At 68.7% G+C, this 20,192-nt stretch carries 18 protein-coding genes; 9 read left to right on the top strand and 9 right to left on the bottom strand.

Translation table 11 applies throughout. The annotated features are described in order from the left end of the window. Window positions 1-21: 21 nt before the first annotated feature. From BJ991_RS02830 to dnaA, 4 genes are all read right to left on the bottom strand, one after another. On the bottom strand, window positions 22-558 hold the full coding sequence (locus BJ991_RS02830; RefSeq protein ID WP_179487277.1) for a DciA family protein: 537 nt from the start codon (window positions 556-558) through the stop codon (window positions 22-24). Then, complete coding sequence (gene recF, locus BJ991_RS02825) at window positions 551-1,717, bottom strand: DNA replication/repair protein RecF (RefSeq protein WP_179487276.1); 1,167 nt, start codon at window positions 1,715-1,717, stop codon at window positions 551-553. The genes BJ991_RS02830 and recF overlap by 8 nt, the downstream gene beginning before the upstream one ends. Window positions 1,718-1,762: 45 nt before the next feature. Further along, window positions 1,763-2,911 (bottom strand): DNA polymerase III subunit beta, encoded by a 1,149-nt coding sequence (gene dnaN, locus BJ991_RS02820; RefSeq protein WP_179487275.1) that lies wholly within the window; start codon window positions 2,909-2,911, stop codon window positions 1,763-1,765. Window positions 2,912-3,448: 537 nt separating this feature from the next. Beyond that, window positions 3,449-4,888 carry a chromosomal replication initiator protein DnaA gene (gene dnaA, locus BJ991_RS02815; protein ID WP_179487273.1) on the bottom strand — a complete coding sequence of 480 codons (1,440 nt, stop codon included), beginning with the start codon at window positions 4,886-4,888 and terminating at the stop codon, window positions 3,449-3,451. Between the two features lie 326 nt (window positions 4,889-5,214). Between dnaA and rpmH the strand changes: the two genes are divergently transcribed. From rpmH to rsmG, 6 genes are all read left to right on the top strand, one after another. Continuing rightward, a complete protein-coding gene (gene rpmH / locus BJ991_RS02810) occupies window positions 5,215-5,352 on the top strand; it encodes a 50S ribosomal protein L34 (RefSeq protein WP_022879826.1) in 138 nt (45 codons plus the stop codon). Window positions 5,353-5,369: 17 nt separating this feature from the next. Beyond that, entirely contained in the window at window positions 5,370-5,711 is a 342-nt protein-coding gene (gene rnpA / locus BJ991_RS02805; protein ID WP_179487271.1) for a ribonuclease P protein component, read from the top strand. Then, window positions 5,708-6,064, top strand: coding sequence for a membrane protein insertion efficiency factor YidD (gene yidD, locus BJ991_RS02800; RefSeq protein WP_179487269.1), 357 nt, complete (start codon window positions 5,708-5,710; stop codon window positions 6,062-6,064). The genes rnpA and yidD overlap by 4 nt, the downstream gene beginning before the upstream one ends. An 8-nt stretch (window positions 6,065-6,072) precedes the next feature. Beyond that, window positions 6,073-7,167, top strand: a complete 1,095-nt coding sequence (yidC, locus tag BJ991_RS02795) for a membrane protein insertase YidC (RefSeq protein ID WP_179487267.1) — start codon at window positions 6,073-6,075, stop codon at window positions 7,165-7,167. 46 nt (window positions 7,168-7,213) lie between these two features. Then, window positions 7,214-7,732, top strand: coding sequence for a Jag family protein (locus BJ991_RS02790; protein ID WP_179487265.1), 519 nt, complete (start codon window positions 7,214-7,216; stop codon window positions 7,730-7,732). A gap of 259 nt (window positions 7,733-7,991) precedes the next feature. Beyond that, window positions 7,992-8,609: a 16S rRNA (guanine(527)-N(7))-methyltransferase RsmG gene (gene rsmG, locus BJ991_RS02785; protein WP_179487263.1), complete on the top strand. Its 618-nt coding sequence runs from the start codon at window positions 7,992-7,994 to the stop codon at window positions 8,607-8,609. A gap of 3,218 nt (window positions 8,610-11,827) precedes the next feature. On the opposite strand, the gene BJ991_RS02780 is transcribed toward rsmG, so the two are convergent. Continuing rightward, entirely contained in the window at window positions 11,828-12,085 is a 258-nt protein-coding gene (locus tag BJ991_RS02780; protein WP_179487261.1) for a hypothetical protein, read from the bottom strand. A gap of 27 nt (window positions 12,086-12,112) precedes the next feature. On the opposite strand from BJ991_RS02780, the gene BJ991_RS02775 reads away from it, so the two are divergent. The 3 genes from BJ991_RS02775 (at window position 12,113) to BJ991_RS02765 (ending at window position 14,605) form a co-directional block, all read left to right on the top strand. Continuing rightward, window positions 12,113-13,186 carry a ParA family protein gene (locus BJ991_RS02775; RefSeq protein ID WP_179487259.1) on the top strand — a complete coding sequence of 358 codons (1,074 nt, stop codon included), beginning with the start codon at window positions 12,113-12,115 and terminating at the stop codon, window positions 13,184-13,186. Beyond that, a complete protein-coding gene (locus tag BJ991_RS02770) occupies window positions 13,186-14,145 on the top strand; it encodes a ParB/RepB/Spo0J family partition protein (RefSeq protein WP_179487257.1) in 960 nt (319 codons plus the stop codon). The genes BJ991_RS02775 and BJ991_RS02770 overlap by 1 nt, the downstream gene beginning before the upstream one ends. A gap of 112 nt (window positions 14,146-14,257) precedes the next feature. Then, window positions 14,258-14,605, top strand: coding sequence for a tryptophan synthase subunit alpha (locus BJ991_RS02765; RefSeq protein WP_179487255.1), 348 nt, complete (start codon window positions 14,258-14,260; stop codon window positions 14,603-14,605). Window positions 14,606-14,702: 97 nt separating this feature from the next. Here BJ991_RS02765 and trxA read toward each other — a convergent pair whose 3' ends face one another. The 4 genes from trxA to BJ991_RS02745 form a co-directional block, all read right to left on the bottom strand. After that, entirely contained in the window at window positions 14,703-15,026 is a 324-nt protein-coding gene (gene trxA / locus BJ991_RS02760) for a thioredoxin (protein ID WP_179487253.1), read from the bottom strand. 92 nt (window positions 15,027-15,118) lie between these two features. Further along, a complete protein-coding gene (gene trxB / locus BJ991_RS02755) occupies window positions 15,119-16,108 on the bottom strand; it encodes a thioredoxin-disulfide reductase (protein ID WP_179492428.1) in 990 nt (329 codons plus the stop codon). A gap of 155 nt (window positions 16,109-16,263) precedes the next feature. Beyond that, on the bottom strand, window positions 16,264-17,856 hold the full coding sequence (gene murJ, locus BJ991_RS02750) for a murein biosynthesis integral membrane protein MurJ (RefSeq protein ID WP_179487251.1): 1,593 nt from the start codon (window positions 17,854-17,856) through the stop codon (window positions 16,264-16,266). After that, the gene (locus BJ991_RS02745) at window positions 17,853-20,072 is read right to left on the bottom strand and encodes a DUF6049 family protein (protein ID WP_218852846.1); all 2,220 of its coding nucleotides are present in this window, start codon (window positions 20,070-20,072) and stop codon (window positions 17,853-17,855) included. Before BJ991_RS02745 ends, murJ begins: the two co-directional genes overlap by 4 nt. Window positions 20,073-20,192: the final 120 nt, after the last annotated feature.

The raw sequence follows: 20,192 nt of genomic DNA, 5'->3' as shown, positions 1-20,192 counted from the left end.
CAGGAGGGTATCGGACCTGTCTCAGCCGTAGGTATCGCGCGGGCCACGCCCTGGAACCGTTCTGGAGCCCCATTTCCAGGAGGGGACGTCCGGCCCGATGAAGCGGATGCTCTCGACACCTGCCTCGGGATAGCGCCGGACGATCTCGGTCATGATGTGCGCGCGCATGAGCTGGAGCTGCTTCGCCCATGCCGTCGAGTCGGCCTGGACCGTCAGCGTGCCCTCCGTGAAGGCCACCGGACGCGTGTGGCGCGCGGTGTCGCCGCCGGCCACTTCGTGCCAGGTGCGCACGACGTCCTCACGGGCGAGCAGGGGGTCCCAGCCGGCTTCGCGGGTGAGCGCGGCGAGCACGTCGGCGACGCCTCGCGGATCGCGACCCGGCGCGAAGGGCAGGTTCTCGTCGTCCTCGTACCGACGGCGACGCCTCCGCACGGCACGCGCCGAGGGCTCGAGGCCGCGAAGGCGCAGGTACGTCGCGATCGTCTCGGGAACGCCATCGGATGCCCCGCCTGCCGCCGCGTGCTCTCCGGTGCCGGAGCCTGTCGAAGGTTCAGGCATCCGCGTTCTCCAGGATCCGGCCTGCCTCGACGCGCACGATCCGCGCGCGCAGCGTGTCGGGGACGTCCTGCTCGACGGCGGCCGTCACCACGACCTGCTCGAAGTCGCCCGCGAGGGCGGCGAGCCGCGTGCGCCGCTCGGCGTCGAGCTCGGCGAACACGTCGTCGAGGATGAGGATCGGATCGCCGAGCTGCGATTCGGCGCGCAGCAGCTCGGCCGAGGCGAGGCGCAGCGCGAGCGCGACCGACCACGACTCGCCGTGCGACGCGTAGCCGCGGACCGGGAGACCCCGCACGCGGAGGACGAGATCGTCGCGGTGCGGCCCGACGAGCGTGAGGCCGCGGTCGAGTTCGGCCGTGCGCCGGGCGGCGAGCGCGGCGCGGAACTGGTCCGCGATGCCGGCGGCCGCGGCATCCGCCGTCATCGTGCTCTCGTCGCCGTCGGCGTCTTCAGCGTCCACGCCGCGGACGGTGAGCGCCCATTCGAGCTCGGGCCGGTGGTCGGCGCCGGCGATCTGCGTGTAGGCACGCGAGAGCGGACCGGCGAGCTCGTCGGCGAGCGCGAGCCGCGCCTCGATGACCTGACTGCCGAGAGCGACGAGCTTGTCGTCCCACACGTCGAGCGTCGAAAGGGCGTCGCCGCGGATGCCGCGCGCCCGCGCCGTCTTGAGAAGAGTCGTGCGCTGCTTGAGCACGCGGTCGTAGTCGGCGAGGACCCCGGCCATGCGCGGACGCCGCTGGACGAGCAGTTGATCCGCGAAGCGCCGGCGCGCGGACGGGTCTCCGCGCACGATCTGCAGATCCTCGGGGGCGAACAGCACGACCTGCGCGTAGCGCGGAAGCTCGGCGGTGCGCACAGCCGCGCCGTTCACGCGCGCCTTGTTCGACCCCTGCCGGTTGAGCTGCACCTCGAGCTGCACGCGACGCTCGCCGTGCGCGAGTCGCGCTCGGACGATCGCGGCGTCCGATCCGTGGCGCACCATCGGGGCATCCGTCGAGACGCGATGCGAGCCGAGCGTCGCGAAGAACGCGATCGCCTCGGCGAGATTCGTCTTGCCCTGGCCGTTTCGGCCGACGAAGACATTGGGACCCGGATGCAGCGAGACATCGGCTTCCGCGTAGTTCCGGAAGTCGACGAGGCTCAGCTGCTCGACGATCACCCTGTCACCTTATTCCGCCCGTGTGACAGCGGGCCGAGAGCCTCCTTAACGAAGGAGGAGGTTCGGCTGCAGCAGGTACTTGAACGAGTCCTCGCCGGCCTTGTCGACCGACGTCTGCGGCGTGATGAGGACGGGGCTCAGCTTGTTCGCGTTCTCGCTCGACGTGAAGGTGATGCGGGTGAACTCGCTGCGCACGGCCGCGAGCGCCTCGAGCAGGTACTGCGGGTTGAGGCCGAGCGTCACGTCCTCGCCGACCAGGTTCGCGTCGACGGACTCGGACGCGCGCGCCTGCTCGGTGCCGGAGGCGTCCATCGACACGCTGTCGGCCGTGAACGTGAAACGCAGCGGAGCCGATCGGTCGAGCACGAGCGACACGCGACGGACGGCCTCGGTGAGGTCGGCGGTGTTGACGACCGCGTGGTGATCGGTCTGCTCAGGGAAGAGCCGGCGCACAGGCGGGAAGTTGCCCTTGATGAGCAGCGACGTCACGGTCTTGTTGCCCGCGGTGAACGCGATGATCTCGCGGTCGCCCGAACCCGAGAACGAGATCGAGATGTCGCCGCCGTGCGCGAACGTCTTGCCGACCTCGGTGAGGGTGCGCGCGGGGACGAGCGCGGCGGTCTGCTCATCGGAGGCAACGGTTCCGCCGTCCCACGGGATGTCGCGCAGCGCGACACGGTAGCGGTCGGTTGCGACGAGGCTGAGCTGCGTGCCCGACACCTCGAGCTGCACACCGGTGAGGACGGGGGTGACGTCGTCGCGCGAAGCGGCGAACGCGACCTGCGAGATCGCCGTCGCGAAGTCCTCGGACGGGACAAGACCGGACTCGCCCGTCACCTCGGGGATCGCCGGGTACTCCTGCACCGGCATCGACGCGAGCGTGAATCGCGCGGAGCCGCACGTGAGCACGATGCCGTCTTGGTCGAGCTCGATCTGGATGGGCGCGTTCGGCAGACGGCTCGCGATCTCGGACAGCAAGCGGCCGTGCACGAGGATCGTGCCTGGCTCGTCGACGGTCGCCTCGATCGTGGTGCGGGCGGAGGCCTCGTAGTCGAATGCCGAGAGGGACAGACCGGCGTCGGATGCCTCGATGAGCACGCCGGCCAGGATCGGCTGAGGGTTGCGCTGAGGCAGAAGCTTCACGACGAACGACACGGCTTCGCTGAACACATCGCGATTGACGTGGAACTTCACGGACGCTCCCTCGACATCGGGCTGGGCTACCCATGCTAGTGCCAGCCTCAGGCCGCGCCAGTGGTTTGTCGCCGAAGGCTCCGCCGCGATGCGCCGTTCACGTCGAGGTCATCGAACCGTTCTTCATCAATGGACTCTTTGTCACGGTGTTAACCGCTGTGGAAAGTGTGGATAACTCGCGACTCCCCAGTCGAGGCTTGGGAACTACACGCATGTGACTTGTGGAAGGGCTGCGGAGACCCCGGGGACCGCGGAATCACGGGGAAGCGCGTGGTGCCGCCGTCGTCCACAGGGAGGCCTCCGGTGTCCACAGCCCTTCCGCAGTCGTCCCGAGTTATCCACAGGTTTTCCACACTGTGAAGAACGCGAATAATGGCCCCGTTCTCCACAGGTGTCAAGCATCCGTTGAGGCATATTCCGTGGGGCCGGCTTCGAGGGTGACGGACGCGGCGCGGCATCCGCCTCGGCACCCAGCGGAACGACGGGAACGCACAGGAATACTCACCGTGTGATCCTGGTGGACGACCTCGCGGTCGGTCAGCGCGCGGTGCGGCCGAGCTGCGCGGTGATCTCGGTGACCTGGTTGTAGATCGAGCGACGCTCCTTCATGAGGTCGCTGATCTTCTTGTACGCGTACATCACCGTTGTGTGGTCGCGGTTGCCGAAGAGCTGACCGATCTTGGGGAGCGACAGGCTCGTGCGCTCTCGGCACAGGTACATCGCGATCTGTCGCGCGGTGGCGACCGCCTGCGACCTGCTCGATCCGTACAGGTCGTCGACCGACAGCTTGAAGTAGTGTGCGGTCGCGTTGATGATGTCGGTCGGCGAGACGACGTTCGCGTCGTCCTGGTCGACGATGTCGCGCAGCACCGTCTGTGCGAGGGACATGTCGAGCGTCGAGCGGTTGAGGCTCGCGAACGCCGAGACGCGGATGAGCGCGCCCTCGAGCTCGCGGATGTTCGACGACACGACGGTCGCGATGTACTCGAGCACCTCGTCGGGAACCTGCAGCCGCTCGTTCTGCGCCTTCTTGCGGAGGATCGCGATGCGGGTCTCGAGGTCGGGCGCCTGAACGTCGGTGATGAGGCCCCACTCGAAGCGGCTGCGCATGCGGTCTTCGAAGCCGGTGAGCTGGCGCGGCGGCACATCGCTCGTGATCACGACCTGTTTGTCGTGGTCGTGCAGCGTGTTGAACGTGTGGAAGAACGCCTCCTGCGTCTCGGCGCGACCCTGCAGGAACTGGATGTCGTCGATCAGGAGGATGTCGACCTCGCGGTAGCGCGCCTGGAACGCCGAGCCGCGGTTGTTCGCGATCGAGTTGATGAAGTCGTTCGTGAACTCCTCGCTCGAGACGTAGCGAACACGGATGCCGGCGTAGAGGCTCAGCGCGTAATCGCCGATCGCGTGCAGGAGGTGCGTCTTGCCCAGACCCGAGTCGCCGTAGATGAAGAGCGGGTTGTACGCCTTGGCGGGAGCCTCGGCGACGGCGACCGCGGCCGCGTGGGCGAAGCGGTTCGACTGACCGATGACGAAGTTGTCGAACGTGTACTTCGGGTTGAGGCGCGTGTCGTAACGAGAGCCGGCGGATGCCGCATCCGTCGTCTCTGCCATTCCCGCCCGCGGACCGCCGGCCGGCTGCGACTGCGCGATCGGCTGCGACGGCATCGGAGTCTGGACCGGGATCGGCGACGTCAGGTGCTGGTCGGCGATATCGGGATTGACGACGACGCGGAACGTCGCGACCTCATCGTCGCCCACGCGCGAGATCGCCTCGAGGATCGGCGAGCGCATGCGCTTGTTGAGCTGCGCCGCGGTGAGGTCGTTCGGCACATCGAGGTAGAGCGTGCCTCCCATCACCCCCTGAGCGACGGCGAGATGCAGGAAGCCCCACAGTTGGGGCGTGACACGATCGTCCGCGGTGAGTTCATCGAGCACGGCTGACCAGACTGGTACGTCTGGAACTTGCTGCGATGACATGGCCCCCCCGGGTGTGTTGATGCGCCTCAGGCCCGCGCTTCGGTCACGCGAGCCTGTGGATAACTGCCGAAGCAACGGTAGGTCAGAGGCCGCGGCCGGGCAAACTCCACTGTAAGACTCGCCCGCGTGTCATTGCCAGGCTGGGGTCGCCGGATTGGGGATAATGTCCCGGTTCGGCTCAGTTTGAGTTCTCAGGCGTCTCGACGTAGCCTTAATCGGTTGACTTATGCCCTCGTGGCAGTCCCCTGTACGCCGTCTCCGGTCTCCATAGGGCCAGTCTGTCGCTGGCTTCCCCGCCCGGTGACACCTGATCCGGAAGAGATCTCATGAGCAAGCGCACGTTCCAGCCCAACAACCGCCGCCGCGCCAAGAAGCACGGGTTCCGTGCGCGCATGCGCACCCGTGCCGGCCGCGCGATCCTCTCGGCGCGCCGCGCCAAGGGGCGCACCGAGCTCTCGGCCTGAGTCCGGCCGAAGACCCGGTGCTTGCGAGGCCGAACCGACTCACCCGCGGAGCGGACTACAAGGCCGTCGTCCGTCGGGGCCGTCGCTGTGCCGCCGCACACACCGTGAGCTACGTGTCCGCCCGGGCTGAGGCGGTCACCGCGCCGCCGCGCTTCGGCTTCATCGTGAGCAAGAAGGTCGGAACGGCCGTCGTTCGCAACACCGTGCGCCGGCGGCTCAAGGCCGTCTGCGCCGAGGCGGTGGGCACCGTTCGTCCCGGAACGGACGTGGTGATCCGCGCGCTGCCGGGTTCGGCGAACGCCGCGTACAGCGAGCTCCGTGCGGAGATCTCGCGCTGTCTCGCCAGGAGCGCGGCATGAGCGTCCTTCCTGCCTATGCGCTCGGCGAGGCCCGGTTCGAAGCATCCGGTCTTCTCTCGGCCATTCCCCTGCTGCCGCGTAACGGTCTGCTCGCGCTGCTGCACGGCTATCGCGCGACGATCTCGCACACGTACGGCGATGTGTGCAAGTACTACCCGTCGTGCTCGGCGTATGCCGTCGGCGCAGTCCAGCAGCACGGCGCCGTCGTCGGGACCGCTTTGACGGCAGCCCGCCTCGCACGCTGCCACCCCTGGGCGAAGGGCGGCGTCGACGACGTGCCGCTTCGCAAGAACTTCCGGTACGCACTCACCCCACGCGGGTTCGTCGTGCCGACCCCCTCCGGAAAGGACTGATCCTCCGCATGGATCTCTTGCTGGCCTCCACCCCCGCACCCGATACGGCGAGCGGGGGCTTCGATCTGATCGGGACCATCCTCTGGCCTCTGAAGTGGGTCGTCGAGCTCGTGCTCGTCGCTTGGCACTGGCTGTTCACGGCCATCGGCCTGCCGCCCGCCGACGGCATCACGTGGGTGCTCGCGATCGTCGGCCTCGTGATCGTGGTCCGCGCGGCCCTCATCCCGCTCTTCGTGCGCCAGATCAAGAGCCAGCGCAAGATGATGGAAATCGCCCCTGAACTGCGGAAAATCCAGGAGAAGTATCGCGGCAAGCGCGATCAGCTCTCCCGCGAGGCGATGAGCCGCGAGACGATGGCGCTGTACAAGAAGCACGGCACGACGCCGGTCTCGAGCTGTCTGCCGCTGCTCGTGCAGATGCCGATCTTCTTCGCGCTGTTCAGCGTGCTGAACGACGTCACCCGCCACGCTCAGCAGGGTGTCGGTGGCGTCGGCCTGCTCAACGCCGAGGCCACGCAGCAGTTCTACGACGCGAAGCTCTTCGGGGTCGCGTCGCTGCACGAGACGCTCATCGACGCGTTCAACACCGGCAACACGACGGCGATCGTCATCCTGCTCGTGCTGGTCGTCCTCATGATCGCGTCGCAGTTCTTCACGCAGCTGCAGATCATCTCGAAGAACCTCTCCCCCGAGGCCAAGACCGGCCAGGCGTACCAGATGCAGAAGATCATGCTGTACGTCCTGCCCTTCGCCTTCGTGTTCTCGGGCGTCTTCTTCCCTCTCGGTGTCGTCATCTACTGGTTCGTGTCGAACCTGTGGACGATGGGTCAGCAGTTCCTCGTCATCCGCGAGATGCCGACCCCCGGATCCGAGGCGGCGAAGGCGCGCGAAGAGCGCCTCGCACGCAAGGGCAAGGCGATCGACTCGAGCGGCAAGGTCGTTCCGATCTCGAAGTACGAGGCTGAGCAGCAGCGTCTTCTCGAAGAGGCCGAGCGCGCGAAGGCCCAAGCGCCCAAGCGCCAGCAGCCCGTGAGCAAGCAGCGTGCCAAGAAGCAGGCGCAAAAGCGCGGCGGCCAGTCGCCGACGACGCAGCCCGGATCCTGACACCGGCTTGCCGGATGCCCCGACCGCAGTTGACCGAAGGACCGTCATGACCACCAGCAGCCCCACCCCCCTGGAGTCCGGGTCGATCGCACGCGAGCCGGCGACCGACGAGCAGCTCGAGCAGGAGGGCGACCTCGCGGCGGACTTCATCGAGGAGCTCCTCGATATCGCCGACATCGACGGAGACCTCGCACTCGACGTGCGCGGCGGGCGCGCGTACGTATCGGTCGAGGCGGAGGAGCCCGACTCACTGAGACTGCTTTCCGACCACGACACCGTGCAGGCGCTGCAGGAGCTCACGCGCATCGCGGTGCAGAACCGCACGGGGCGGTTCTCGCGCCTGATCCTCGATGTGGGTGGATCACGTGACTCGCGCACGAGCGAACTCACGCGTCTCGTCGACACGGCGGTCGCACGCCTCGATGCGGGTGCCTCGCAGGCCTCGCTGCCCCCGATGACGAGCTACGAGCGCAAGATCGTTCATGACCTCGTCGCGGAACGGGGTCTCGTGTCGGAGTCCTACGGCGAGGGAGCCGACCGCCACACGGTGATTCGGCGGCGCTGAGCCGCGGGCGCCGGCGGACGGCGCGTGGTCGACGGGTCGCGGCGTGGATGCCGGTGTTTCACGTGGAACGCACTGCCAGGATTGCGGCCGACACGACGGCCGGTGAACACCCAACGCGGTCGCTGCCGGCTCACAGGTTTCCTGAGACGATTGGCAACGCGCGCTGCTGAGCCGAGATCATGGTTCTGGCGTGGACCGATCTCGAGCATCCGCTGGTCGATTCGCTCCCATCACACCCCTCCATCCGGCCGGAGTACCCATGATCGAACCTGAACCCGCCGTCGCTGCCGCGATCTTTGGCGACCGCATCGAGGTCGCGCGCGCCTTCACCGACGCGCTTGCCCGGCACGGTGAGGAGCGCGGGCTCATCGGCCCACTCGAGGCAGAGCGCCTTTGGTCGCGGCACGTTCTGAATTGCGCCATCGCCGCCCCGCTCTTCTCGGGGCGAGTGGGCGATGTCGGGTCTGGTGCCGGCCTTCCCGGCTTGGTCCTCGCGATTGCGCGCCCCGATGTGGAGTGGGTGTTGATCGAGCCGATGGAGCGACGAGTCGCGTGGCTCGAAGAGCAGGCGGCAGCGCTCGGTCTCTCGAACGTCGAGGTGGTTCGGGGGCGTGCAGAGGAGTGGTCGCACGGCCCGACCCTCGACGCGGTGACCGCGCGGGCCGTGAGCGCACTGCGGACGCTGATTCCGCTCTCCGCGCCGCTCGTACGCGATGGCGGCGAGTTGATTCTGTTGAAAGGAGCTGCCGCTTCTGACGAGATCGCCGCGGCGGAGAAGCAGATCCGCCGGTTCGGTCTCAGGGACGTGCGAGTGGAAGTTCTCGGCGAGGGGCTTCTCGACCAGCCGACGCGCGTCGTGCGAGCGACCGTCCGCTGACGGCTCTCCCCGCGCGTGCGGCAGCGGGGGCGTTTCACGTGAAACGGAGACGGCGTGAGACGGATTGGCGCTGCGTCGGGGAGGTCCAGTCGCGGTATCTCCTGCAGCCACGCATCCCCTCCGTCGCGCGGCCGTCGGAGCCCGCTTGCACGCAGTGCGCTTCAGGGCGGGCCCGTTGAGACCGGCACAGGGGCTCGGGCTCGGGTTGTCCGCTGAGTGGTTTGCGGCGTTGCCCCGCACCGCGCGGCGAGTCGTAGACCGCGTGACCGCGCCCGGGCTCGTCTCGCGGGGTCTGTGCTCGGGGGGCACCTCGGGATTCGAGTCGATTCGCGATGAGCGCCGGACCGCTCGTCTCCTGCGCCGACGTCCGCTCGTGGCACAGGAAGGGATCGCATCCGAATCCGCTTCGTGCGCGCTCGCGCGAGCGTCGCGGTTGGAGGAAGCACCGCGCCGCACCTCTGCCTGCACGCTGTGAAGGCAGTTGCGCCTCTCCACCGGCGCGCCCGCGACCGGTGCAGAGACCGCGCGCCGGGCCGCTACACGAGTGCCTCGGTACGACGGTTCGGTCGCGTTACGGACGTCCGGCCCGACTCGGACACGGCCGGGCGTGGCCCGCACCCGCCAGAGACGCGCGTGCCGCGCGTGGCACACGACGACGCGCCCGACCCGTCGCTGATGCGCGGTTGTCGCCGAACCCAACACGACAAGGCGCTTCTCTTAGCGAACTGCTCGCCCGCTCCTTCCTTATGCGAGCCGGCAACGACGACACGAGGCGCGTGCCCGGCCGTGCAGGAATGGGCCGACTCGCCGCCGCCGTTCATGTCGCGATACGTCGCTCCGCCCGGTGACGCGGACGCGCGCGTGTCTCGGCACCATCGTCAGGCCGAGCGAGGGCGGATCCCCACCGGGTACACCTGGCGCGGCTGGATCTCGGCCCAACGGGAACGAGCGCCGTGTCATTCAGGACCGTTTCACGTGAAACGACGCGATCTCGCGCGCAGGTTCAGTTCCCGGTCACCTCCGTACGCGCGATGTCCTTGGCGAAACGCGAGCCGCGCGGTTCTGGCACTCCCTCGAAATGTACGAGCGGTGCGGGCGAGGGATATCGGCTCGCTCCGTGAAGAGCGGGTCAGTCGTTCCGGTGGGTATAGCGCGGACCAAGCAGACACACACGTCAAGTCCGGAACTCTCCCTCACATCACCCCGCTGCGGCTCTGTAGGGCCGCGCTGGTCCTCGCACCTCGACCGGTTCCCTCCGGTGACGCAACGGACGGACGTTCACGTGAAACGGCGGACGCGTCGACGGTGACGAACCCGGATGCCGCTCGGGGGGACCGGCACGCGGCTCGTCCTCTGAACAGCCATCACCTCTCGGGCCCTTCGCGCTGTCCCACAGACAGGCCACCGCGCGTGCCGATCTCACCCGTCGCCTCGCCCGTTTGCGACTCTGGCAGTCGCGAACAGGTTCCTCCCCCGCAGCCGAGGCCGCCTCGCGGCGCAAGGGGCGCATGTTTCACGTGAAACGGCAGGAGTCCCAGCCGCGAATGCGGAGTCTGCTCGAGAGGAAGTGCCATCTGGGCTCTCTCCTTGAACTGCCGAGTCCTGCTCAGCGTGCCGGACGCTGGCGTGTAAGTCGGGCAGCGCGGGTCCCGAGCCCATCCGCGCCGCCTGTCACGGGTCGGGCGGTCCAGGGGCGTTCCTCGTCCCGTCGACCGATCTCGGCGCAGAGCCGCCATGAGGGATGTTTCACGTGAAACGGTCCACGGCGCGGGACGTAGATGCTGCTGAAGGGGCGATCGCCGACACTCGTCGCGGAGGAACCCAACGAGGGTCACCCTCCGGCACCTACGCGAGAGCATTGGAATTGCCGCTGCCCGCGCACGCGCACCCGACCGACCGCCGAGCTCCGATCACGCCGCCTGCCTCGGAGGTCACTCCGCCCGCTCCGTAGACGTCGCAGAGTGGACTGAGGCTCTCACGGAGTGTGGGCGCAACCAACGGCGCCGCTGAGCAGGGTCGGGGTGAAAAACGGGGTTACGTAGCTGAGCGGGACGCGTCGGATTCGGCGAGTCTGGCGACGTGACCACCCGCTGCGAGTCGGGGCGCAGCGGGGGTCGTGATCCGGATGCTTCCGGCCCGCTCAATCGCAATCGACCGCGGGTCCGCGTCGGTTCGCGTCGGGATCACGGTGAGGGTCCGGCCGGCACGCGGACGTGGTGCCCCGAACCGGGTGGAGGGCTGCCACTCCGCGGCCAGTCGCCGAATCGCAAGACGCACCGCCTCGAATCGACGGACGACGCGGATCCGTCGAACTCGACCCACTTCGCCGCCGCCGCGGAGCACACTGCCGATCCTTCGTCTCCCAGACCGGACTGCGTATAGAGGGGTGTCATGCGAGGGGAGTGGAGCCCCGGCGTGGCTAGTCTGATCGAGGGCCGCCGCGACGACGCGACCGGCATCGAGATCCACAAAGGCGCTGAGAGGTGATGTTTCACGTGAAACGAGGATTGTGGGCCTCGATACTGCGGCTCTTCGGTGTTGGAGCGAAGAAGACGAACCCTGAACGCACACCGCCGGCCGCGGATAGTCAACCGCTGACGCCCCAACCAGTGACAGAAGCGGAGCATCCGCCATCGTTCGAGCGATCAGCTGTCGACGAGCCGTCGTCGAGCGAGGACGCGCTCTTGGCCGACGCCCCCGTGGTCGGTGATGAGGCCGGACCGCATGAGCAGCGTCGCCCGGATGCGTCGTCCGCCGCCGACCGTGCGGCGGAGCCGAGCGGACAGCAGCTTCGTCCACCCACACCGACCGACGCCGCCAACGGCACGGAGTCAGCCGGCGACGCCTCGCACTCGGACGAGGCGCCCGTTGTGGGCGCGGGCGCGGCATCCAGCGAGGAGCAAGGACGCACGGCGGCTCCGTCCGGCCCCGCCGATGGCACCGTCAGTGCCGACGATGACGCTGACACGGTCGACCAGGAGTCCGCTTCGACGGCGGCGGACGCGAGCGTGAGAGAAGAGGCCCCGACACCGACTGCGGTGGACCCGTACGGAGGCGCGCGCTCCGACGCGGAGAACTTCGATGTCCCCGGCGACGACCCGGCCTCCGAGAGACGGGCGGACCAGGCGACGCAGGGCGATGGGCGAGCCGGCGCGGGGGAGCCCACTTCGCCCCGACAGCCATCCGAGGGTGACGGTCCGGCGCCCTCGACGACTCTCTCAACAACCGACGACGAAAGCGCCGCGGTCCCCCCGTCGCTCGGCGAATCGACCGCGGCTGCCGCACAGGTCGACTCTCACGACGACGACTCCATCAGCACCCCCGAAGGCGAGGAGTCGCCCTCCAACAGCATCGAAGAAGACGTTCCACGCGCCACCGATCTTCGAGACGTCGAGGCTGACGGGGAAGACGCGGTTTCCGAAGAAGTCGACGGTGAAGATCGGGCTGACGCCGCGGTTTCTGGATGGGCGGCTCATGAGTGGCGGCTAGAGTGGAAGGCGGCCATGGATGAGCGCGAAGAAGAGGTGTTTCACGTGAAACCACCCGAGGACGCCGACGCCGCGGCATCCTTCTCCATCGACGATGAAGACACCCCACTGGCTCGCGAACTCGCCGATCTGACGGCACGCCGCCGCGTTCTCGACGACGTTTCGCTTGATCTGAGCGGCCACAAGACGCGTGTCCTCACCATCTCGAACCAGAAGGGCGGCGTCGGCAAGACGACGACCTCGGTGAACATCGCTGCGGCGCTCGCCGACCTGGGCGCGCGCGTGCTCGTCATCGACCTCGACCCCCAGGGGAACGCATCCACCGCCCTGAACGTGCCGCACACGGCGGAGACTCCGAGCGTGTACGACGTGCTGATCGACGAGTTCCCACTGGCCGACATCATCCAGGTCAGCCCCGAGTCGCCGAACCTGCTCTGTGCCCCCAGCACGATCCATCTCGCCGGCGCCGAGATCGAGTTGGTGTCCCAGGTCGCTCGCGAGCACCGCCTGCGCACCGCGCTCGACGATTACCTCGCCTCGTCGACGGAGCGCCTCGACTTCGTGCTCATCGACTGCCCGCCGTCTCTCGGCCTCCTGACGATCAACGCGTTCACCGCCGCGCAGGAGGTCCTGCTTCCGATTCAGTGCGAGTACTACGCGCTTGAGGGCCTCAGCCAGCTGCTCGCCACCGTCCGGATGATCCAGAAGCACCTGAACCCTGAGCTGCGTCTCACGACGATTCTGCTGACGATGTACGACGGGCGCACCCGGCTCTCTCAGCAGGTCGCTGAAGAAGTGCGAGCGCATTTTCCCAACGAGGTGCTGAACAGCGTGATTCCGCGCTCCGTGCGTGTTTCGGAGGCGCCGAGCTTCGGTCAGACGGTCATCGCATACGACGCGCAATCCGCGGGAGCGGTGGCGTACCGTGAGGCAGCCGTCGAGATCGTCGCGCGCGGAGAGACTGGACTGCGTGGCGGCTTCACGCCCAACGCCGTCCCGAGTGAAGCCGCCACCGGCGGCGAGAACATCGACGGCGCCGAGGCGGTCGTCGATGAGAACGAGCACGTCCTGAGTGAGGGAGGCGCCTGATGGCAAAGCGCACTGGTCTGGGTCGCGGGATCGGCGCCCTCATCCCGACAGCAGAGCCGACCGAGGTGCGTCCGAGTGACGTGTTCTTTCCGCGGACAGTCGCAGAGGACGACGTGCCGTCGCCGGCGGAGCTGGAGGAGCTGGTCGATGTTCCGGGCGCCCGCCTGGTGCACATCGCCCCGGAGGCGATCGTTCCGAACCCCCGCCAGCCGCGCACCCACTTCGACCCCGACGACCTGGCGGAACTCGTCCACAGCGTGCGCGAGTTCGGTGTGCTGCAGCCGGTCGTCGTGCGCGACAAGGGCGACGGCACGTACGAGCTCATCATGGGCGAGCGCCGCACTCGCGCCGCGCGCGAAGCGGGACTCGACGAGATCCCGGCGGTCATCCGCGATACGGCCGACGAGCACCTCCTGCGCGACGCGCTGCTCGAGAACCTGCACCGCTCCCAGCTGAACCCGCTGGAGGAGGCGTCCGCGTACCAGCAGCTCCTCGAGGACTTCGGCATCACGCAGGAAGAGCTGGCAAGCCGCATCGGACGCTCCCGCCCGCAGATCAGCAACACGATCCGTCTCCTCAAGCTCCCGATGCCCGTTCAGCAGCGCGTGGCCGCCGGTGTGCTGAGCGCCGGTCACGCGCGTGCGATCCTGTCGCTGGAATCCCCAGAGGACATGCAGCGGCTGGCCGACAAGATCGTGAACGAGGACCTCTCGGTGCGTGCTGCGGAGGTCGCCGCCAAGAGTTCGGATGCCGGAACCCGGCGCATCCCGAAACCACAGGCCGGAAGCCGCCAGGCTCACTTGAACGAAGTCGCCGCTCGCCTCGGCGATCGGCTCAACACTCGCGTCCGAATCTCGCTCAGCGCAAGAAAAGGCCAGATCAACATTGATTTCGCCAGCATCCAGGATCTGAATCGGATCCTGGCGGAACTCGGCGAGTCGGAGTACGGGGCGCTCTAGCGGAAGCCGTCACCGCCCACCGCGGCGACGACGGAAGGCGACAGGACCGAGCCTTCGACCGCGACACACCGACGCCGGCCGCAACGTCGCCGCGAGCGCTTACGCTTGACCAATGACGACGCACGAGCAGACGCCGCGCAAGCGGGCGAGTCTCGAACTGCTCCGTGCCGAAGCATCCGATGAGCTGTCCGTCCTCGTCGACGAGCGGCTCCGTGCCGGCGAAGACCCGTGGGACTTCATGGAAGACCTGCCGACCGTCGACGAGCTCGTGGTGCTGATGCTGCGCGCCGAGAACATCGCCGCGAACGGCGGCGCGAGGCCCAACGCGTCACGGCACTACCGCGTGCTGAGGCAGATCGCACTGGACTATCCGCCGCTGACGCGCGCCGTGTGGCGGCTTCTCGGTGACACCGGCGCGCCGCGCCGATGGGACGCGACGGTCCGCGCCGACGCCCCCTGACGCCGCCGACGCTGCTCGAGGCATCCGCGCAGGCAGACGAAAGCCCCGGCCAGCGTGAACGCTGACCGGGGCGAGTGATCTCTGCGACCGGAGAGTCTCAGCCGATGAACTCCGCGAGGTCCTGCTCGAGCGCGAACTTCGGCTTGGCGCCGATGATCGTGGTCTTGACCTCACCGCCCTCGAACACCTTCATGGCGGGGATCGAGGTGATCCGGTACTTCATCGCCAGGTCGGGGTTCTCGTCGACGTTGAGCTTGAGGATCGTGATCTTGTCGGGGTGCTCGGACTGGATCTCGTCCAGGACGGGCGACACCATGCGACACGGGCCACACCACTCGGCCCAGAAGTCCACGAGCACGGGGCCCTCGGCCTGAAGCACGTCCTGCTCCCACGTCGCGGACGTCGTCGCCTTGGCGGTCATCTTCTCTCCTTCAGTCGGAAGTCTGTATGGGGGATAACGCGCGTCGTATCCGGATTGTTCCGGCGCACGAGCTCAGCGCGGCGAGTTCGGGGTCAGACCGTCGCGTCGGCCCCGGCGAGGTTCTCGATCTGGTCGCCGTGAACGTCGGGCTCGCCGGCCTCGCCGAGCGCGGCGAGGTAGTGCTCCACGTCCAGCGCCGCGACCGTGCCGCTGCCGGCCGCAGTGACCGCCTGGCGGTAGGTGGGGTCGATGACGTCTCCGGCGGCGAACACACCCGGAACCGACGTGCGCGACGAACGGCCGTCGACCCACACGGTGCCCTCGGGTGTGAGGTCGAGCTTGCCGTGCACGAGGTGGACGCGCGGGTCGTTTCCGATCGCGACGAACACGCCGTCGAGCGCGAGCTCAGAGGTCGAGCCGTCGACCGTGTTGCGCAGCACAAGACCGGTCACCGCGTCGTCGCCGAGGATGTCGACGACCTCGCTGTTCCAGACGAACTCGATCTTCTCGTTCTTGAACGCACGCTCCTGCATGATCTTCGACGCACGCAGCTCGTCACGGCGGTGGATCACGTAGACCTTGGATGCGAACTTCGTGAGGAACGTCGCCTCCTCCATCGCCGAGTCACCGCCGCCGACGACCGCGATGACGCGCTCGCGGAAGAAGAACCCGTCGCACGTCGCGCAATAGGACACACCACGGCCGGAGAGGCGGGCCTCGCCCGCGATGCCGATCTTGCGGGGCGCGGAACCCGTCGCGAAGATCAGCGCGTCGGCCTCCTCGACCTTGCCCGAGCCGAGCTTGACGCGCTTGACGGCGCCGTCGAGGTCGAGCTCGACCGCATCGTCGTAGAGGACCTCGGCGCCGAAGCGCTCGGCCTGCTCCTGCATCTTCGTCATCAGGTCGGGACCCTGGATGCCCTCCGGGAAGCCCGGGAAGTTCTCGACGTCCGTCGTGTTCATCAGTTCACCACCGGCCTCGACGGAGCTGGCGACGACGAGGGGATCGAGGTTCGCCCGAGCCGCGTAGATGGCTGCGGTGTAACCCGCCGGCCCCGATCCGATGATGATGACCTGACGCACGAGCGCCCCTTTCATGGTTCCGGATGGTTCAACACATGGTAGCCGCGGGGCATTCCACGTCCCTGAAGGCGTTCCACGGGACGAAAACCGCGCTTCGTCTCGCCGCGCTCGCTCAGCGACCGGAAGGTGTCGACTCGCTCAGCCCTCGCACGACATCACCGACGGATGACCCGCCGTACGACCTGCGTCGCGACCGCGAGCTCGGGGGCGCGCAGAAGGGCGAGCATCCCGATGTACACCGCGATGGACGCGATCCCGATGAGGGCGGCACCGACCGCCCCGAGGAGCTTGTCCGAAGCAGTCCACCCGTCGACGCCGCCGAACAGGAGGAAGACGACCCACCCGACCACCGCGGCCGGGATCGCCGCGAGCGTGAAGCGCCCGAGCGCGAACATCCACGACGCCGTGCCGATCCGCCCGAGTCGCCGCTCGAGGAGCCACGTCGCGAGGACGACCTGCACCATGCTCGCGAACGACTGCCCGAGAGCGATGCCGGCGGCCAGGTACTCCACCGGCAGCAGCGCCTGCGCGATGAGGGCCGTTGCGATCACAAGCACGCACTGGACGATCGTGAACAGGAAGGGCGTGCGCGTGTCGTTGTAGGCATAGAACGTGCGCTGCACGACGAACAGCACCGCGAGCGGAATGAGCCCGACGAGGAAGCACACGAGCACGACCGCGGCGGCCGAGGCCTGCTCGCGGCTGTCGGTGAAGATGCGTGAGGCGGGCACGGATGCCGCGGCCAGCGCGAACGTCGCGATGACGATGAACACGCCGAGGGTGCGGATGCTCCGACCGATGTCGGCCCGCACGTCGTCGCTGCGGCCCTTGGCGGCGTGCTCGCTGAGCTGTGTGAAGTACGGCGTCCCGATCGAGAGCACGATGATCGAGTACGGGAGCATGAACAGCAGCCACGCGTTCTGCGACACGAAGATGCCGGGGTAGCGCTCAGCGGCTTCGGAGAGCACTTGAGACTGGATGAGGCCTGCGATCTGCCCGGCGACGACCATGAGGAACGTCCAGCCGGCGAGGCGCCCGATGTGATTGAGTCCGACGCCGCGCCAGCGGAAGTCGGGCCGCACATGCAGACCGGTCTTCGGCCAGAACACGAGCAGGATCGCGGCCTGCACGACGATGCCCAGCGTCGCGGTGCCGCCGAGGAGGGCGATCATCGCGGGTGTCCAGTCGGTGACCGACTCCGTCTGGCCGAACAGCACGATGAAGACGACGAAGCCGGCAATCGAGACGAGGTTGTTGACGATCGGCGCCCACGTGAACGGGCCGAACACGCGTCGCGCATTGAGTGACTCGCCGACGAGCGCGTAGAGGCCGTAGAAGAAGATCTGCGGCAGGCACCAGTACGCGAACGCGGTCGCGAGAGCCTGCTGGTCGGGCGGGAACTTCGGCGCGTAGAGCTGGACGAGCCATGGGGCGGCGACCACCGCGACCGCGGTGACCGCGAGGAGCGTGACCGTGCCGAGCGTGAAGAGCTTCGAGATGAATGCCCGACCGCCGTCATCGTGGGCCGCCGCCTTGACGATCTGCGGAACGACGATCGCCGTCAGCAGACCCGTCGACACGATCGCGTAGATGTTGTTCGGCAGCTGGTTGGCGATCGCGAACGCGTTCCCGGCACCGGTCACCGCGCCGATCGCCGAGACGAGCACGATCGCCCGCAGGAAGCCCGTCAATCGCGAGACGACGGTTCCGGCGCCGATGAGCGCGCTTGCGCGACCGATTCCGCTCACGACCCGGCCCCGTCCTCATTCCGCGGACCGGATGCGTCGCGAGAGGTGCGGGCCGCGGCATCCGCCCTTCTCTGCCGTGCCCGAAGGACCGTGCGCACGACACCCAGGCCGAGGAGCGCCGCCACGACGACGCCCAGCGCGACCGTTCCGACCGTCTCCCATTCCGCGCGCACCCACACGTCGGCGGACTGCGGGTCGCCGATCTGCTCGAACGTGCGGCTGCGCAACTGGAGCTCGACCGTGACCTCGCCGCTGCCGACGCGCGCCTGCACCGGCACCTCGACGCGGGTGTTGCTCGCGGCGCTCGCGGTGACCTGCGTCGCCTCCTGCACGTCGAGGCGCAGGTCGTCGGGCGACGCGTAGAGCACGACGTTCACCGGGTACGGGAGCTCGTTGCGGACCCACACGGGCACACCCGCGCCGTACGCGAAGAGCTGGATCGTGCTGGGCGGAAGGATCCCGACCGAGTCGAGTCGTGCGCGCGTCTGCTCGCGATTGTCGGCGAGCGCTGTCTGCCACGACGTCGGGTCGGGGAGCCACCCGTTGCCGAGGAGCTGGAGCAGCTCGGCGCGCTGCGGACCCGTGAGCAGAGCCGGGTCGTCGAGGATCGTCGCGAAGCGCGCGATCGCGCTCTCGTCGGCCGTCAGCGCGGACACCGCGTCGGTGCGGGCCTGGTCGGGTTCGGCGTCGGTGAGCTGCGCGGGGCGAGCAGACCCGGCGGTGAGGAGTGCGAGAGACGCCTCGGCCGCGCGCGGCGCATCGGCTGCGGCGTGGATCGCGGCGCGGATGGCGGTGTGCGAGCGGTCGGCGCCGCGGTCGAGCGTCACGAGGATCGACGCGCCGGCCGACTCCGCCATCGCGAAGGTGAGGTACGCCGTCGCAGCGGTGAGCGGGGCGCCGCGACCGGCTGTGCCGTCGAACGACGAAGCGGAGTCCAGGGCGGCGGAGACGTCGGCGTCGTAGACCAGCAGCTCGGCATCGCCGGATGCCCCGTGGGCGGTCACCGTTCCGCCACTGCGCCCCGCGGCCGTGTCGCCGGAGGACAGGATCGTGAGAGCCGGGTCCTCCTCGGAGCCCAGCGCGGAGAGTGCGTCCACGACAGCCGCGCTCGCGGTGCCGGTCGCGGGCCAGTAGACGTTCGCGCGCGAAGCGCCGACGTCGAGCAGCTCGTCGAGGGTCGGGAGCACCGGGGCATCCGGATCGACCGTGGGCGATGGGCTCGGCGTCTCGGGAGACGTCGTGGGCGAGGCGCTGTCGTCCGGTGTGGGCGTGGCCGTGGGCGGCGGGAAGTCGGCCACGTTCATGTACGCGGTGAGCGACGTCGGCTCGAGCGGATCGATGCCCGCGTTGAGCTGGGCCGCGGCATCCGCGTCGCCGTACTGCAGCGCGAAGCGCGCGTTGGGGAGGGACTCGAGTCGATCGAGCCACGCCAGGGCCGACTCAGGGGCCGCGTCGCCGAGCACGCGGATGGCCGCGACGATCGCGGGGTCGATTGCGAGGATCGCGGACGTCCCGGCCACGCCGTCGAGCTGGTTCGCGAGCGATCCGCCTGGGGCCGTGAACTCGGCGAGCTGATCGGCGGTGAGGAGCCCCTCGGTGAGCGGCGGTGCGGTGAGGGGAACGAGGACGCCGACTCCGACGGCGGGCGACGCGTCGTCGGGCACGATCATCGCACTCGTCGAGACGAGCGGCCCGGACGGCAGCGCGTACGTCGCGACGAGCGGATACACGCCGGGGGCCAGGCCCGCGAGCGCGGGGCTGTCGGCGGGGACGGCGATCGCGGCGGACCGCTCGTCTTCGGGCTCGATCGCTTCGAGGACGATGTCGCCTACCGGTGCGACGGCGACCCCATCCGTGTCGCCGGCGAGCCACGCCCGCAGTGCGGAGCGGTTCGGCAGCGCACTCCGGCCGAGTGACAGGGTGACTCCGCCCGCGGGAACCGCGAGCGGCGTCTCGTTCCGGACGGAGACCGACACGGTGAGCGCTTCGCCCGGGCGCACGATTCCGTTGCCGACGGGCGCGAGCGTGAAGACGGTCTCACCGGAGAGCGTCGGGGTGGGAGTGGGGGTGGGCGAGGCATCCGCCCTCGCCGTCAATGCAGCACCCGGCAGCAGGAGCGCCGTGACGAGCGCGACGACCGCACCGACCACTGCGAGCGCGCCGGCGTAGCGTCGGCGCGCCGGGCGTCCGGGTGATCCCGGTGCAGGGGAGGTCACGGTCATGCTGGGGGGTTTCGCTCGTGTGCGATTCACGACCGCACGATCTCGTGTGATTCTACGGGTCAGGATCGGGCGGACCCGGTGAGACGCCGTCTCTGTGGGCAATCCCGTCGTCCC

Source organism: Microbacterium immunditiarum (genome assembly GCF_013409785.1).
GTDB classification, from domain to species: domain Bacteria; phylum Actinomycetota; class Actinomycetes; order Actinomycetales; family Microbacteriaceae; genus Microbacterium; species Microbacterium immunditiarum.
This window is presented reverse-complemented; position numbering and strand designations above follow the sequence as displayed.